We start from the raw sequence: 14,935 nt of genomic DNA on the forward strand, positions 1-14,935 counted from the left end.
AGAAAACAGTAACAAAGAATCAGACTAAACGTCGTATAAATTTAATAAGCCGCTAATAACGGCTTATTAAATTACACCATAAAAAGTGACAGAAAAGATTAAAACTTCAATAGAAACCTCAAAAAATGCATAAATGAAACTGTCACTTCACGAATTTTCATTCGTTAAAGCGACAGCCCCTCTAAATAAGAAAGATAAAATAAATATATTTAAGGCCAAATTATCCTTCATATATTATCAAACCATATTATTTAATTTATAGTTTTTCTTCTATATATTTTTTTATAGTCTTTAATGATTTTTTTTCATTATCTCCATTAATTAATATTGATATTTTCTGACCATATTTAGCACATAAACCTACAACTTCAGTTATATTTTTTATATTTGCTATCTTTCCATCTTTGTTTATATACACTTCAATTGCATACTCGCTTGCAATGTTTGCTAATTCTGCGGCTGGTCGTGCATGTAATCCATCTATGCAACTTATTATATGGTCAATTTGAATCATATTTGCCTCCTTAACATTATATTTCCTTTAATGCCTCATCCAAAACTTTTTTTGCATTCATCATTCCAAAATCCTGAGCAGCAATTGCCATTACCGGAATTCCTTCTGCCTGTTTTTTTATGTCATCTAATGCAAATCTTATTTGTGGTCCAAGAAGTATAACACTTGTTCCTTCAAGATTATCACCTAACTCTACCATTGGGATAGCATCTACACTGGCATCTAACCCTCTTGTTTTTGCTTCCTGCTCAAGTTTCATTTTCATAATCCCGGTACTCATACCTGCATTACATACTAACAAAATCTTCATATTAATCTTCATTCCTTTCTCGTTGTTTGGGCACAAATAGTAATGAAAAATTTTATTTTTCAACCTATTATCCTACGATGTAAAATTATCTATTTTATGCCTGCGTGCTCTCTTCCATCACTTCTTCTTTTATTTTCTGTTTTTCATATATTTTGAAGAATGGGAAGTATATAATTATGTCAATTACAATTAAAGCACAAATTAAAATTAATGCTTTAATATCCATAGTATCAATAAGTCCACCTATTGGACAAAACATATTCCAACTTGCATATGCAAAAGTTTTTGCTACAATTCCCGTATTCATTGCTATATATGTAATTACACCATTTAACGGCATAACCAATATGAAAGGCAACATCATTGTTGAATTGTACATAAGTGGCAAACCAAAAATCAACGGTTCATTAATGTTAAATAATGAAGGAATAATAGCTATTTTTCCTATTGTCTTAAGTTGTTTTGATTTACTGAACAATGTTAAAATAGCAAGTCCAAGTGTTGCACCACTACCTCCAATAGCCATAAATGTCCACCAAAATGGCTCAGTAACAATATACGGAAGTGCTACTGCTGCTGTACCAGCTGCAAAGGCAGCCTGATTAGCTGTAAAATTATTCATTAAGAATGTATCCAACGGACCTGTTATTACTGTATCATGAATACCAAACCACCAGAAAATCATAACTATTAATGCTAATATAACAACTCCCCAAATACTGTCAACCATATTAACTATAGGTGTCATAATAAGTTGCATTATTGCCGGAATTCCTACTCCCGTAAAGTTTAATAATACTGCGTCAACTGTTGCAACTGCTACCAAAACAATCACTATTGGAACAAGGTTTCCTATCGATTCGGCAAGTGCAGGTGGAACTCCACCACCTTCCAAATTGATGTATCCAACCTTTCTGTCAGATAAAAATCTGTATAATTCAAAAGATACAATTGTTACTAATATTGCAACAAATAAACCTTTTCCATCCAGATAATCAAAAACTAACGTTCCCTCTTTGTTCATAGTTGCTGTTATCATAAATGACGCAACTGAAACTGCAACTGTAACCCATGATTTGTCCATCTTATAATGTTTGCCTAAATTAATTGCTAATCCAATTGATGTCCACAATGCAATCAGAGACATTGTTACCGAATAAACATACCCCAGTGCTGGACTTGTAAACGATGCAATATTTGCCCATCCGTGCATAATAGCCTTAAGCACACCTGAATCCATTGTTGTATAATCCATTGGCGGTGATATAATAATAAGAGCAAAACTTCCTATAGTGAATAGTGGAATTAAAGCTAGGAATGTGTTTTGCAAAGCTTGAAGATATTTCTGTCTTGCCAATTTATTTGCAAGTGGAGATATCTTCTTTTCAATCCAATTACTAAATTTTTCCATTGTAACTTCCTCCTTTTTCTTTTATAAATTCTTTATACCAATGATAACTGTCTTTCGGTATTCTCTTGCAGTTATCATCAAAGTCTATATAAACTAAACCATAACGTTTCTTATAACCGTTAATCCAACTGTAAACGTCCATTGTTGACCATACAAAATATCCTCTACAGTCACAACCTTCAACTATAGCTTTTTTAATCCAATCTACATATCCCTGTAGAAAATTAATTCTATACTGATCATGTATTTTTTCACCTTCAACTATGTCATACTCTCCCAAACCATTTTCCGTAATAATAATTGGTGTATCAGGATATAATTCCTTAAATTCCATCAACATATCATATACTGATTTAGGATATATTTCTGTTCCCCAAGGTGTTTTCTTCGTATTTGGATCATCATCCAGCGCACACCAGTCTTTTATTTCCATTTCCTCATTTTTTGATGAGTCTCCTGTATTATTCACCTCCATTACAGTTTCTCTTCCTGTACAAGGTTTAACCAAAAATCTGCAATATGCATTCACACCAAGATAATCTACTGTTCCTGCCTTAAATATTTCTTTGTCTTCTTCTTTCATATATGACAAATCATAACCTAACTCTGTTAAATGTTCTATATATTCATCAGGATAATATCCCTTTATGCATGTATCATTAACTGACGTGTTAAAAAATATATTTGCAAGCTTTTTCGCCTTCCTATATTCTTCATTATCCTTTAATATTTCAATTGGATAGCTATCACTTACAAGTCCTATCATTCCCTTATATCCCATATTTTTATATGCTTTAACAGCTCTTGCGCTAGCTAACATTAAATGATACATAGCTTTCCACCGTCTCTCAAGATTCTTTACATTAGGAGGATAATTTCCAAAACCATAACAGCAAAGTGTTTCGTAATTTGGTTCATTTATTGTTGCCCAATAATTTACTTTGTCTCCAAATTCCTTAAAGCAAACCTTTACATATTCTTCATACGCATCAACTGTTGCCCTGTTTTCCCATCCACCATTTTCAAATAAGGATTGTGGTAAGTCATAATGATATAATGTTACTAACGGTTCTACATTATATTTTTTACATGTGTCAATTAATCTATTATAAAAATCAATACCTTCTCTACTGATTTTTCCTACACCATCCGGTATTATTCTTGTCCACGCAATGGAGAATCTATATGCATTCTGATTTCCATCTGCTATCATTTTTATATCTTCTTCATATCTATGATAATGATCACATGCTACATCTCCTGTTACAGGATTTATATTGTTTTTTTCACTATGACAAAAAGTGTCCCAATTGGACATTCCTTTGCCACCTTCTTTCCATCCTCCCTCACATTGATAAGCTGCTGTAGCACTTCCCCACAAGAATTTTCTATCCATTAATTTTCTCCCTGTACAATGTTATAAATTCTTTTGCAACACGTTCATACATTATTGTCGTCATTAAATGATCCTGTGCATGAACTAACATTATGCTATATTCAATATCCTTTCCCTGAGCCTCCTTTGCCAGCAATTCTGTCTGAGCGTTATGAGCGTTAGTTAACTCACTTTCTCCTTTTTTTATTAGCTCATCAGCTTCATCAAACTCTCCATTTCTTGCTTTTTCCACTGCCTTAAAAAAAGATGAAAACGCATCTCCGGCATAGCTTATAAGTTGAAAAGCTACCATTTGTGCTTCTTCTCTATTCATATTTTTTTCTCCTTTCGTTTCTTTATGCTGCTATTATATTTCACTTGATTTGCGATTACAAATCGACTTTTGCGGTATACACCGCATTGAAGTATTTGCCTGTACTTTATCAATATTGTATAATTTAATTACTTTTATAACGTATTTTTTATTAAGGAGATTGTTATGAACAGATTCACTAAGCGGCAAAAAAAAATAATTAAAGAAATCAGTAGTTCTAATGATTATATAACAGGGAAATCACTAAGTTTGATTTTAAATGTTTCTTTAAGAACTATTCAATCTGAAGTTGCTGAAATAAATAAAGTCCTACCGTTAATTTTATCAACTAACAGAGGATATTCTCTTGATTACAATATGTATAAAGCATTAACTTTCCAGCTATCTGAAGATGAACAAAATTTGGAACATATAATTTTGAAAAAAGTATTTTTTCACACGCCTCATTATAATATTGATGACCTGGCGGATTCTCTATATATTAGCACTACTACCTTGGAAAAATACTTTAAAACAATAAATAAAACTTTAGAAAATTTTGATTTAAAAATATCAAGAAACAACAACACTGTTTTTGTTGTTGGCAACGAATTAAATAAGCGCAAATACTTAAACAAAATTATTTTTGATGAAATTAATCCGGCTTTTAACAGTATTGACAATCTGACCAATTATTTTGAAGGCATCGATGTTGATAAAATAAAGATAATTATTCTAAACTCAATAAATAAATATGACTACTATATTGATAATGCTTACTATAACAATTTAATTGTAAACATTACTATAGCATTATACAGAATGCGTACGGATCATTATGTTTCACAACCGATTAATAATATATCCGACCATTCTGATAATATAGAATCGAAAATTGCAAACGAAATTTGTACTCAGTATTCAGCACATTGCAATATTGCTCCTACAAAAGATGATATTTTTTATATTTCATCATTATTAGAGGGAATAATAAAACCTATAAACCAAAATCATCTGATAAGTTCTAAAGATATCTTGTCGGAAGATTTTATAGAAGATATCCGAGAGATTTTATTAAATGTATTTTCTTATTACATGTTAGAAATTAATTTTGATGAGTATCTTTATAGTTTTGCTCTACATATACATGGTTTAATTAAAAGAGCTAACAGTATTCAGTCATCAGGAAACGATTTTCTCTATAATATAAAGAAAAATTGTCCTTTTATATATGATGTATCTGTTAATATTGCTCAAAAACTAAATAAAAAATACAACATTCATATTGCTGATTCTGAAATCGGATACATAAGCATACATATTGGATATCTTATTGAATCATCTAACACTGATTCTGATAAAGTTTCTATTTTGCTTTTATGTCATGATTACCACCATATTGACTCTAATATTGAAAAAAAACTTTTAGATAATTATGACAATTTTATAACACTAAAATTATTTAACACTAATAACAGTTCTACTTTAATTGATGCATACTCTGATTTGATTATAACTACACAACCTTTAAATCTCATTGGAAAAGAAGTTATTGTGGTATCACCATTTTTTACTATGATGGATCAAATAAACATAGATAATGCCATTCATAAATGTTTAGAAAACAAGCAAAAAATTAAAAGAAACAATATGTTATCATCATTTTTTGATAAAAAGCTTTTCTTTAAATCAAACAATTTTAGCAATAAGGAAGATGTTATTAAGTTTTTGGGACAAAATGTTATAGATTATGGTTTGTGTAAAGATGGTTTTATTGAATCTGTTTTAGAACGTGAACAATTATCTTCAACATGTTTTTTTGACACCTTTGCAATTCCACATGCTTTAGACATGAACGCTACCCATACTATGATTTGTGTTCTTACTAGTGAAAATGGCATTAAATGGGACGAACATACTATTCATATTGTTTTAATGTTAGCCGTCCAACAAAATGACAGGAAAAAATTCATGGAATTATATAATGGTATAGTCCAGACATTAGAAAAGCCTGAAAAAGTTAACAAACTTGTATCAGCTGACAGTCTAATGTTCTTTCTTGAACAATTGTTAGAAAAATAAAATTATGAATGTCAAACATAACTTATGAGATTTAAATACATAAGATTGAGGCTGTTCATACCTCGGATATGCTTCCTTCTAAATAGACAAGTGAAAAATCACTTAATATTTAGAAGGGAGCATTTTCTATGTTAAAATCCACAATCAGTCCATAAGATAATCTTGATTCTATTCATATAATTAAATCTGTAAAGAAAGTATGACTCATATGGCCAATAGACTAGAAATTACACTAACTTCTATTTAGCAATGGATAACTATTTACAACAATTCTAGTGAAGATGAATTTTACGTATCTACATATAAACATTACCCAAAATAATTAAAAGAGCAAGCTGTATTGAATTATCTTTCAGACAATCAAGGAAGGAAATAGAATTTATGGATATTCCATTAATGCACTATGCAACCTTGGAAAAGTAAGTTGAGCTTCCTATTATAAATGACTTAATAGGAAAATCCCGGCTACTGAAACTAAAAACATATTAAGCCGTGAATTTTCTGCCTATACACCAAATAAAAATAGTTAACTGCTGTTACAGAATTTAAGTATTATATTTGAACTGAAAAATATAATGTGTACTTGAGTGCAATACTCGATTTATATGACAGAAAAATTGTTGCTTACGTAGTCAGAGACAGCAATAAAAGATTACAAAGAAATTTAGGAATATTAACACTTATTGAAAACACAAAAACTATTTAAAAGTAGAATAAAAACATCCAGCAGGAATATCCTGCTGGATAGAAAAATTTTTTATTGTTTTAATTGTCTACTTAACATGAAGCAATTCACCCATTAATAGCATCCTTTTTTTATTGAAATTATTTAACTATTTTGATTAATATCTTTGACCATTTTCCTGTTTTTTTGCCATTTATTGCTCTAACCCTAATGTAGTAATTCCTGATTTTAAGTTTCTTTAATACATATACTTTTTTACTTGTCATATATGTAGTTGTTTTTGATTTTTTGAACTTCTTATTTGCTGAAATACTTACCTCGTATTTTTTAACATTCTTACTCTTTGTCCAGCTTATTTTTATTGAACGTTTTTTTACTTGCTTTACTTTAAGATCTTTTACCTTTGCAGGTACTTTTTCTTTAATTATATCTGTTGTCTTTAAAGTTTCATTATTTGTTGTTTCGGCATTAGCTGTCGTATTGATACCTTCAATTTTTGTTGCAGGTTCTGTTGCTGACTCATTTTCTTTTGTTGCAGGTTCTGTCGTCGACTCATTTTCTTTTATTGAATGATTCTTAGGCAAAACCTCAAATTCAATTTTAGCATCAGGGTTTACGTAATTTATGCTTCCCGTATCCTGTAAATCTGAAATTGTGTCAGTTGATTCATCTACTGTTACTGTCTTAACCTTTATACTTTCATCTGTTACTGTAATAACATCATATACAGGCATTCCCGGTGTTCCAGTAATTTCTGCATATCCCGGAATTGTGCTGTTAGCTGAATCCTGTTTTGATGCACAGCCACCGCACTCAAGATAAACTGTTCCGTTTTTATCTTCTACTCCATTTTTTAAAGCTTTTGTTCTAATGTATGAGTGGTCATGACCGAATAATACTAATTCTACATTGTATTTGTCAAAAACAGGTGTAAATGCTTCTGAAACATCTCCTGCAATTCCTGCTCCGCCATATGGTCCTCTGTGTATTGCTGCGATAATATATTTCTGTTTTGTTTTTGACATATCATCTGCTGCCCACTTAGCCTGTGACTTTAAGCCTTCACCCTTACATTCTGAATTCAAAACTACGAAATGTACTTTTCCGTAATCGAAAGAATAAACTGTTCCCGGTGTCACACCTTCTTCTGTACATTCATTTGGAACTGAAAAATGTTCTCTAAAAGCCCATGCATCATATGAAGATGTCTGTTCATGATTGCCTACTACCGGAATATATGCTGTACTTCCAAACATTCCCTGAGACTTTCCTATAAACCATCTCCATTCATCTTCAAAATAATTTGTATCTACAAGATCTCCTGTTTCCATAATAAATACAGGGTTATATGTATTTGCTATTTTTGTAACTGCTTTCTGGAAAATATCATATCCCGACTCTGTTTTAGACTGACTGTCTGATGCTCTTACAAAAGTAAAATCATCAGATAAACTTCCTGTTGTAAATGAATAAACCTCTGATTTTACATCTCCACATACTGCCTGATAATAATATTTTGTATTCTTTGAAAGTTCTGTTGCCTCTGCTCTAAACACACTTGCACTTTCCTTGTGGTTTAAAGCTTTTGTAGCATTAAATTTCTTAGCATTTGTCATATTTTCATTTACAGATACATTTACATAGCCTTCTGAAAAACTAGCCGGCATTTGCCATGTAAACTTTCTGGTACTTTCAACATTGTTGCCAAAAGTATTTGTTAATACGTTAATTTCACTACTGCTTAATGATGTAGTTTCCTTAAATTCCGGCATTGGTGTTGCGTACCATGCACCATCTGCTGTTGTTCTTGGTCTTGCCCACTGAAGATAATCAGCATCTGTTGCATTATATTCAATTATTACAAAGTCACCATCATCTTCACCAATTGCATTACAGTCAGTATCCTGAAAATCAATTCTTCTAACAGCCTTCTTAGTTGACTGACTGTCTGTTGCATAACCTTCAAAAGCAAAAGCCTTTTCGCTTTCCATTGAATCATTGCCATGAACACCTACAAGGTCAACATATCCTTCTTTTAACGGTTTCTTCGATGTGTTATCAAAAATATTATTATCTGTTAAAAGCTGTTGATTGCTCATTAATGTAACTGCTACACCTTTGCCATTAATTATAATATCATCCCACTGCATGTCACCTGTAGGAACCTGAAAATTAGCCGGTGTAGTGTTATCCTTATACTTCTTAGTTCTTATTAAATAAGATGAATGTGCCGGAATACTTCCATTAAGATCAAGCTTATGCCATCCCGGATCATTCTTGTCATCGCCTGTAGCACCTTCATACTGAACAGACCATGTGGATAAGTCTACCTCTGAATCTGTAGGATTGTATAATTCAATAAAACCATGCGAACCTGCACCCTTATTATTTCCGCCACCATACACCTGGTTAATAATTACATGATTTACTGCTACATTATAATTTCCTGCCCCGTCATATGGAGTTCCTGCTTCAACAGTTGCCGCATTAATTTGATTTACACTATTATTTAATGGCATTCCATTTAATCCTGATGCCACAATACCGGCAATAAGAACTGCCCCTATTGCTTTACTTGTATTTTTTCTCATAATTTCCTCTCACTTTTCTAAACTTAATTTACGTGTACTCACATATAATAATTCGTAATATTAAAGCCTCTGTATACTTTATGTCAAAGTTACGTAAAAAATAAAAAAGTGAAATTAAAGTCATTAAAAATATCTGAATATTAAAAAAATGCAAAAAATATATAGAAAACAATACACTTATCCAAATAACAAAAAGAAACCAGAAGCTCCCCATAAAGGTTAGCTTATGGTTACATATTCAACTATCCCCAAACTTCTTTAGCTATTTCTTTAACAAGCTTAAGCTTTGCCCACTGCTCTTCTTCTGTAAGCTTGTTTCCGATCTCGCATGATGCGAATCCGCACTGAGGACTTAAGTAAAGTCTGTCTAATGGAATATATTTTTCTGCTTCGTGTATTCTCTTTATTACTTCTTCCTTGTTTTCTAACTTAGGTGACTTAGTTGTAATTAAGCCAAGGACTACCTTCTTGTCCCCTGAAACCTTGGCAAGTGGTTCAAAGCCGCCTGAACGTTCGTCATCAAATTCAAGATAATATGCATTGACATTTTCTTCGCCGAACAATATATCTGCTACCGGATCATATGCTCCGCTGTTAGCATATGTTGAATGGAAGTTTCCACGACATACATGTGTGTTAATTACTATGTCCTTAGGTGCATTTGCGATAACCTTATTATTTATATCCTTGTGTGCTTTCTGGATTTCAATTAATCCTGACTGTGTTGTTCCGTATGCAAGATGTCCTGACTTATCTGCCATCATTTCCCATGTACAATCATCTAACTTAATGTTTCTGCATCCTGCTTCATACAAGTCATTAATAACCATGCCGTATGCTTTTACAATATCGTCTGCTAATTCCTTATCTGTAGCATAATATTTTAATGTGTGTTCTCTGCTAAATGGCATTGTAAACTATGCTAAAAACTGTGCAGGTGATGGAATAGTTTGCTTTGCTATAGTATTTTCATCTTCAAACTGTTTCACGAATTTGAAATGTTCAACAAAAGGATGCTCTCCTTTTATGCCAACTTTTCCTACTAAATATGTGTCGTCGGCCATTGCGTCTTCACCGTGGAAAGGTAAGCCTGTCTTAGTTGGTGTGTTTCCCACTCCGTCGAATCCCCACATAAAATCAAGATGCCATGTTGCACGTCTGAATTCTCCATCTGTAATTACGTTATATCCTAAATTTTTAGTTTTTATAATTAACTCTGTTATGCTTTCATCCTCAACCTTTTTCAGTTCTTCGTACCCTATATTTCCATTGTCGAACTGTTTTCTTGCTTCCTTAAGCTTCTCCGGTCTTAAGAAACTTCCTACAAAGTTGGTTCTAGATATTCATTCACCTATTAAGCAAAATTAAAGTTTTTTATCCCCTATTTTACGTATCTGTATAACGGTAACATTTTTTGTAGCATTTTTCCATATATTTTCACAACTTACTGTAACATTTTTTATATCTATATATTTACATATATTTCTGTAACCTGTTTGTTTTCACAATACGTATCTGTTATAATATTTTCCAGTTTCATTATACTTAATGCTTAAAGGAGGACTTTTACAATGTCTTTATTTATTACAATACTAGTTACTTTTTTTGCGGGAATGGGAGCAGGACTTGGTACCGGATTTGCCGGAATGAGCGCCGCTGCAGTTATCAGTCCTATGTTAATCACTTTTCTTGGTATGGACCCTTATATGGCGGTAGGTATAGCACTTTCATCAGATGTTCTTGCCAGTGCTATCTCTGCTTACACTTATGGGAAAAACAAGAATCTTGACATTAAAAATGGTATTATTATGATGGTCAGTGTTCTTGCATTTACAGTTGTCGGAAGCTATGTTTCCAATCTTGTTCCTTCAACTACAATGGGTGGATTTTCAGTATTTATGACTTTTATTCTGGGTATTAAATTTATCGTAAAACCTGTTATGACAACTAAGGAAGCTATGGAAAATGTATCTGCAAAAAAACGTGCCATCCAGTCAGTTATATGTGGCGTTTTAATTGGATTTATATGTGGTTTCATCGGTGCAGGAGGTGGCATGATGATGTTACTTATACTAACATCTGTTCTTGGCTATGAATTAAAAACTGCAGTCGGAACAAGTGTATTTATTATGGCCTTCACTGCATTTACAGGTGCTGCATCTCATTTTGCCATAGGTGGCGTACCTGATGTGAAAGTTTGGATTTTATGTATTATTTTCACTTTACTGTGGGCAAGAATTGCCGCCGTTTTTGCAAATAAAGCAACACCTAAAACCTTAAATCGTGCAACAGGTATTATACTTGTAGTTCTTGGAATTGTTGTTATGGGATTTTCTATGTTTGCATAACCACAAAACTGGAAATATTATATTTAAAAATACAGATAAACTTTTGTTATTAAAATTTATCTGTATTTTTTATTTCATTATGACTAAAATTTTCTTAGCCTTAATCTTAAATAATTTTCTAAATTTTCAATATTATCATAACCATAAATTTTATTTAATTTTTGTTACAATTTGAAATGTTCCTTTACAAATTCCATATCCTGAACCAACTCTACTGTTCCTAAATAATCTTTTTTTTCATTTCTTACTGCCATATAGGTCACTAACATTGTTCTTCCATTCTTTTCCATCCATACCGGTACCTTGTCCATATTTCCACTTTTAAATTCTTCTATAATTCTTCTCACCTGTTTTTCTACTTTTGGAGGATGACATGAAAACACTTCCCTTCCAATAGCCATTTCCGGTCGCTTAAATACCTTAGGGCCTTCATTAAAATATCTGTTTATATTTTCTATATCTACAAATGTTATTTCAAGTGGAATTGTATTAAGCATAGCTGCAAGCTGTTCTACTGTCATTGTTCCTCCAGCCATCACTATTTCATCTTCTTTTACTTTCCTGTCTTCTACTATTTTTTTCTTTTTAGTAATATATGCCTTTTCTGCTTCTTCCCAAATCACATTTTCTACATCCAGACATTTTTCATAATCCTTTGAGTCTATATATATGTCATACCACTCTGTTTCCGTAAAATTTAATGCACAATTAGGAAAAAGTATATTTGCCTCTTTATATATCATTTCTTTTATTCGAATTAAAACCGCTTTAAATCTCTCTTTCCATTCGTTATCCTGTTCATCTGCATTGTATAATTTTGTTATTTCATCCCTGATTTCATCATCTACCGTCCACATTACATCCGATGGTCCACTAATATCATACTTAACTTTTAAATGGGGATACAGCAAATCTCCCTTCTTTGCATAATGAATTGCTATCTGTCTTAGATTAGTTAATAATTCTTTCTCAATATTTCCATCATTTGCAACACCCATACATCTTTCAACTAGCTGTTCAATTTTTTCATTTTCACGGGTAAATGTATATAATGGATGTCCCGAAATACTAATTAGTTTTTTGGTTGCAGCCATCCTTTTTTCTTTAACAGACTGATTTGCAGCTTTTTCTGCATTTAAAATTCTTTCTTCTGTAGTTTTTCCATGGAATAATGCAGAATGTACATCACATAACTTTTGAACCTCTTCTAAAGGCGTTCCTTCTTTTAACAGCCTTTGTTCCGCTAACATAATTTCAGACGCGTCAACCTCTTTAAATTCTTTTACAAAATCAGCACGTACACTTTCGAGGTTGTCTTTATTTTTAAGTCTTTTTAAATACTCTTTAATTTTTTCTATTACATCTTCTCTAGTCAACTTATCACCACTTCTACTAATATTTAATTTATCCATTTCTTAATTCCTTCCCAATATATATTCTATATTAGTTTTTTTATTTTTAAATATAATATACATATATTGACCGATATTGCGAAAAATGTCCTTACATCAGTTTTTTTCTGATATAAAGACACCTTAATTTTACTATAATTATTTATACCATTCTTTTCGTCTGGTTGAAAGATATGGAACTTTCTATTTTAAACTAATCTCTCCATTTTCGCCTGTTATAATAGCTGTCTCATAAAATTTCTTCACAGCCTTTATCATTAATTCTGTATCTTTTATTCCTGCCGTCTCGTATGGCGAATGCATTGCAAGCTGTGCAAGTCCTATATCTACTGTATTAAGTGATATATGACTGTTTGAAATATTTCCAAGAGTTGAGCCACCCGGAATATCTGAACGATTTACATATGACTGAACAGGCACTTCCGCTTTTTTGCAAATTTCCTTAAATATTGCTGCCGATACTGCATCAGTTGTATATTTTTGATTTGCATTATATTTAATAACAATTCCTTTATTCATATATGGTCTGTTTGTTGGGTCAGCTTTTTCCTTATAATTAGGATGTACCGCATGAGCGTTATCTGCTGAAAGCATAAATGATGATGCACACGCTCTTACAAAATCTTCATTGTCTTTTCCCTTACACATTGAAATTCGTGAAAGTACATCTGCAAGAAATGATGAATCAGCTCCCTGTTTCGTAGTACTTCCAACTTCCTCGTTGTCAAAAACAGCACATACATTTACACTTTCTTTATTTGTCTCTTTGCTTTTAATCAATGCATTTATGCAACTATACGCACACATTACGTCATCTAGTCTTGGAGCTGATATAAATTCATTTTCTGCTCCCCATACAGTTCCTTTCTCTCTGTTGTATAAAAATAAATCTGTACTAATAATAGAATCTGTATCTGTATTTGCTTCTTTTGCAATTATTTTTTCAAATTTATTTTTAGCTGATATTTCACCAAATAAAGGTATCATATCTTTTTGTGGATTATATTTAATTCCACTATTTGCATCTCTGTTCATATGAATTGCAAGATTAGGAATAGCACACAAATCCCTATCTATATTTATAAGAACTGGTTTTAATGTTGTTCCTTCTTTTACAATAACACGTCCTGCAACTGAAAGCGGTCTGTCAAGCCATGGTGCCATCAACATTCCACCATATTTTTCTACATTTAAAGTTACATAATTGTCGTCTTCTATCATCTCAGGGTTTTCTTTGATTTTAAATGTCGGTGAATCACTATGCGCAGCTGCTATCTGGAAATTATAAAAATCTTCATTCTCAGGCATACAAAATGCAATTATTGATGAATCATTTCTTGTTACATAGTATTTTCCATTCGTTTTTAACTTCCACTTATCTCTTTCATTTAATTTGGTAAATCCTGATTTTTCAAGCATCTGCGAAAAATTATTTACTACATGAAATGCTGTAGGGCTTTTCTTTATAAACGCCATTAATTCTTTTGATGTATTTCTATAATTACTTTTATTTTCTGCCATGTTGTCTCCTTTTTTTATTAACTCGTTGTATTTTTATTATTATATTTTTTTAATTTCACTATTCTCAAATAAATTGTTTGCGTTTTTATTAATGGCAACTCTTTCCTTAAAATTACATTTTAACCTCTACTCAAAATTTTTAATAAACTGTCCACAATATTATATAATGCCTGTATAAGCTGTGCAAACATAACAGGTGTAGCTAGTTTAAATAATATTTTACTAATCTTTTCCTGTCCAAGAAATTCTGTTGTATCTGTTGCATTCATAATTTTTTCTCGTTGTAATTGTTCCAAATCAGCTCCATTTTAGACTTCTGAAAAAGGGTTGTCAACAAACTTATTTGCTCCTAAAACAAACTTAAAATTAATTT

13 protein-coding genes and 1 pseudogene are annotated in these 14,935 nt (G+C 31.7%); 2 read left to right on the forward strand and 12 right to left on the reverse strand.

Annotated elements, in window-relative coordinates; translation table 11 throughout:
* Nucleotides 1–256: 256 nt before the first annotated feature.
* The 5 genes from N5B56_RS02520 to N5B56_RS02540 all read right to left on the reverse strand — a co-directional run bounded on the left by N5B56_RS02520 (nt 257) and on the right by N5B56_RS02540 (nt 3,944).
* Complete coding sequence (locus N5B56_RS02520; protein WP_117909733.1) at nt 257–514, reverse strand: HPr family phosphocarrier protein; 258 nt, start codon at nt 512–514, stop codon at nt 257–259.
* A 16-nt stretch (nt 515–530) separates the two neighbouring features.
* Nucleotides 531–836 (reverse strand): PTS sugar transporter subunit IIB, encoded by a 306-nt coding sequence (locus tag N5B56_RS02525; protein ID WP_243003026.1) that lies wholly within the window; start codon nt 834–836, stop codon nt 531–533.
* A gap of 82 nt (nt 837–918) precedes the next feature.
* Nucleotides 919–2,235, reverse strand: coding sequence for a PTS sugar transporter subunit IIC (locus N5B56_RS02530; RefSeq protein WP_117909731.1), 1,317 nt, complete (start codon nt 2,233–2,235; stop codon nt 919–921).
* Nucleotides 2,222–3,631, reverse strand: coding sequence for a glycoside hydrolase family 1 protein (locus N5B56_RS02535; RefSeq protein WP_117909729.1), 1,410 nt, complete (start codon nt 3,629–3,631; stop codon nt 2,222–2,224). The genes N5B56_RS02530 and N5B56_RS02535 overlap by 14 nt, the downstream gene beginning before the upstream one ends.
* Entirely contained in the window at nt 3,624–3,944 is a 321-nt protein-coding gene (locus tag N5B56_RS02540) for a PTS lactose/cellobiose transporter subunit IIA (protein WP_117909728.1), read from the reverse strand. Before N5B56_RS02540 ends, N5B56_RS02535 begins: the two co-directional genes overlap by 8 nt.
* Before the next feature lie 165 nt (nt 3,945–4,109).
* Here N5B56_RS02540 and N5B56_RS02545 point away from each other — a divergent pair, with 165 nt between their 5' ends.
* Nucleotides 4,110–6,005 (forward strand): BglG family transcription antiterminator, encoded by a 1,896-nt coding sequence (locus tag N5B56_RS02545; protein WP_117909726.1) that lies wholly within the window; start codon nt 4,110–4,112, stop codon nt 6,003–6,005.
* An 825-nt stretch (nt 6,006–6,830) separates the two neighbouring features.
* Here N5B56_RS02545 and N5B56_RS02550 read toward each other — a convergent pair.
* The 4 genes and pseudogenes from N5B56_RS02550 to N5B56_RS13490 all read right to left on the reverse strand — a co-directional run.
* Nucleotides 6,831–9,281 carry a metallophosphoesterase gene (locus tag N5B56_RS02550; RefSeq protein WP_118565586.1) on the reverse strand — a complete coding sequence of 817 codons (2,451 nt, stop codon included), beginning with the start codon at nt 9,279–9,281 and terminating at the stop codon, nt 6,831–6,833.
* Nucleotides 9,282–9,523: 242 nt separating this feature from the next.
* Nucleotides 9,524–10,192, reverse strand: a complete 669-nt coding sequence (locus tag N5B56_RS13480) for a uroporphyrinogen decarboxylase/cobalamine-independent methonine synthase family protein (protein WP_347497661.1) — start codon at nt 10,190–10,192, stop codon at nt 9,524–9,526.
* A 6-nt stretch (nt 10,193–10,198) separates the two neighbouring features.
* The gene (locus N5B56_RS13485) at nt 10,199–10,396 is read right to left on the reverse strand and encodes a hypothetical protein (RefSeq protein ID WP_347497662.1); all 198 of its coding nucleotides are present in this window, start codon (nt 10,394–10,396) and stop codon (nt 10,199–10,201) included.
* A gap of 48 nt (nt 10,397–10,444) precedes the next feature.
* Nucleotides 10,445–10,624 (reverse strand): annotated as a pseudogene (locus N5B56_RS13490) (5-methyltetrahydropteroyltriglutamate--homocysteine methyltransferase); the annotation flags it as partial.
* A gap of 228 nt (nt 10,625–10,852) precedes the next feature.
* Between N5B56_RS13490 and N5B56_RS02560 the strand changes: the two are divergent.
* Nucleotides 10,853–11,629 (forward strand): sulfite exporter TauE/SafE family protein, encoded by a 777-nt coding sequence (locus tag N5B56_RS02560; RefSeq protein WP_260978320.1) that lies wholly within the window; start codon nt 10,853–10,855, stop codon nt 11,627–11,629.
* 164 nt (nt 11,630–11,793) lie between these two features.
* On the opposite strand, the gene N5B56_RS02565 is transcribed toward N5B56_RS02560, so the two are convergent.
* From N5B56_RS02565 to N5B56_RS02575, 3 genes are all read right to left on the reverse strand, one after another.
* Nucleotides 11,794–13,041 carry a DUF438 domain-containing protein gene (locus N5B56_RS02565; RefSeq protein WP_260978321.1) on the reverse strand — a complete coding sequence of 416 codons (1,248 nt, stop codon included), beginning with the start codon at nt 13,039–13,041 and terminating at the stop codon, nt 11,794–11,796.
* A 183-nt stretch (nt 13,042–13,224) separates the two neighbouring features.
* The gene (locus N5B56_RS02570) at nt 13,225–14,562 is read right to left on the reverse strand and encodes a M18 family aminopeptidase (protein ID WP_260978322.1); all 1,338 of its coding nucleotides are present in this window, start codon (nt 14,560–14,562) and stop codon (nt 13,225–13,227) included.
* 119 nt (nt 14,563–14,681) lie between these two features.
* Nucleotides 14,682–14,831 carry a hypothetical protein gene (locus N5B56_RS02575; RefSeq protein ID WP_158574521.1) on the reverse strand — a complete coding sequence of 50 codons (150 nt, stop codon included), beginning with the start codon at nt 14,829–14,831 and terminating at the stop codon, nt 14,682–14,684.
* Nucleotides 14,832–14,935: the final 104 nt, after the last annotated feature.

Source organism: Eubacterium album (assembly GCF_025336545.1).
Classification (GTDB): Bacteria; Bacillota; Clostridia; order Lachnospirales; family Lachnospiraceae; genus Eubacterium_U; species Eubacterium_U album.

What these genes read in the sequence shown, in the direction of transcription:
- N5B56_RS02520 (WP_117909733.1), bottom strand. Translation starts at nt 514, where the DNA reads ATGATTCAAATTGACCATATAATAAGTTGCATAGATGGATTACATGCA.
- N5B56_RS02525 (WP_243003026.1), bottom strand. Translation starts at nt 836, where the DNA reads ATGAAGATTAATATGAAGATTTTGTTAGTATGTAATGCAGGTATGAGT.
- N5B56_RS02530 (WP_117909731.1), bottom strand. Translation starts at nt 2,235, where the DNA reads ATGGAAAAATTTAGTAATTGGATTGAAAAGAAGATATCTCCACTTGCA.
- N5B56_RS02535 (WP_117909729.1), bottom strand. Translation starts at nt 3,631, where the DNA reads ATGGATAGAAAATTCTTGTGGGGAAGTGCTACAGCAGCTTATCAATGT.
- N5B56_RS02540 (WP_117909728.1), bottom strand. Translation starts at nt 3,944, where the DNA reads ATGAATAGAGAAGAAGCACAAATGGTAGCTTTTCAACTTATAAGCTAT.
- N5B56_RS02545 (WP_117909726.1), top strand. Translation starts at nt 4,110, where the DNA reads ATGAACAGATTCACTAAGCGGCAAAAAAAAATAATTAAAGAAATCAGT.
- N5B56_RS02550 (WP_118565586.1), bottom strand. Translation starts at nt 9,281, where the DNA reads ATGAGAAAAAATACAAGTAAAGCAATAGGGGCAGTTCTTATTGCCGGT.
- N5B56_RS13480 (WP_347497661.1), bottom strand. Translation starts at nt 10,192, where the DNA reads ATGCCATTTAGCAGAGAACACACATTAAAATATTATGCTACAGATAAG.
- N5B56_RS02560 (WP_260978320.1), top strand. Translation starts at nt 10,853, where the DNA reads ATGTCTTTATTTATTACAATACTAGTTACTTTTTTTGCGGGAATGGGA.
- N5B56_RS02565 (WP_260978321.1), bottom strand. Translation starts at nt 13,041, where the DNA reads ATGGATAAATTAAATATTAGTAGAAGTGGTGATAAGTTGACTAGAGAA.
- N5B56_RS02570 (WP_260978322.1), bottom strand. Translation starts at nt 14,562, where the DNA reads ATGGCAGAAAATAAAAGTAATTATAGAAATACATCAAAAGAATTAATG.
- N5B56_RS02575 (WP_158574521.1), bottom strand. Translation starts at nt 14,831, where the DNA reads ATGAATGCAACAGATACAACAGAATTTCTTGGACAGGAAAAGATTAGT.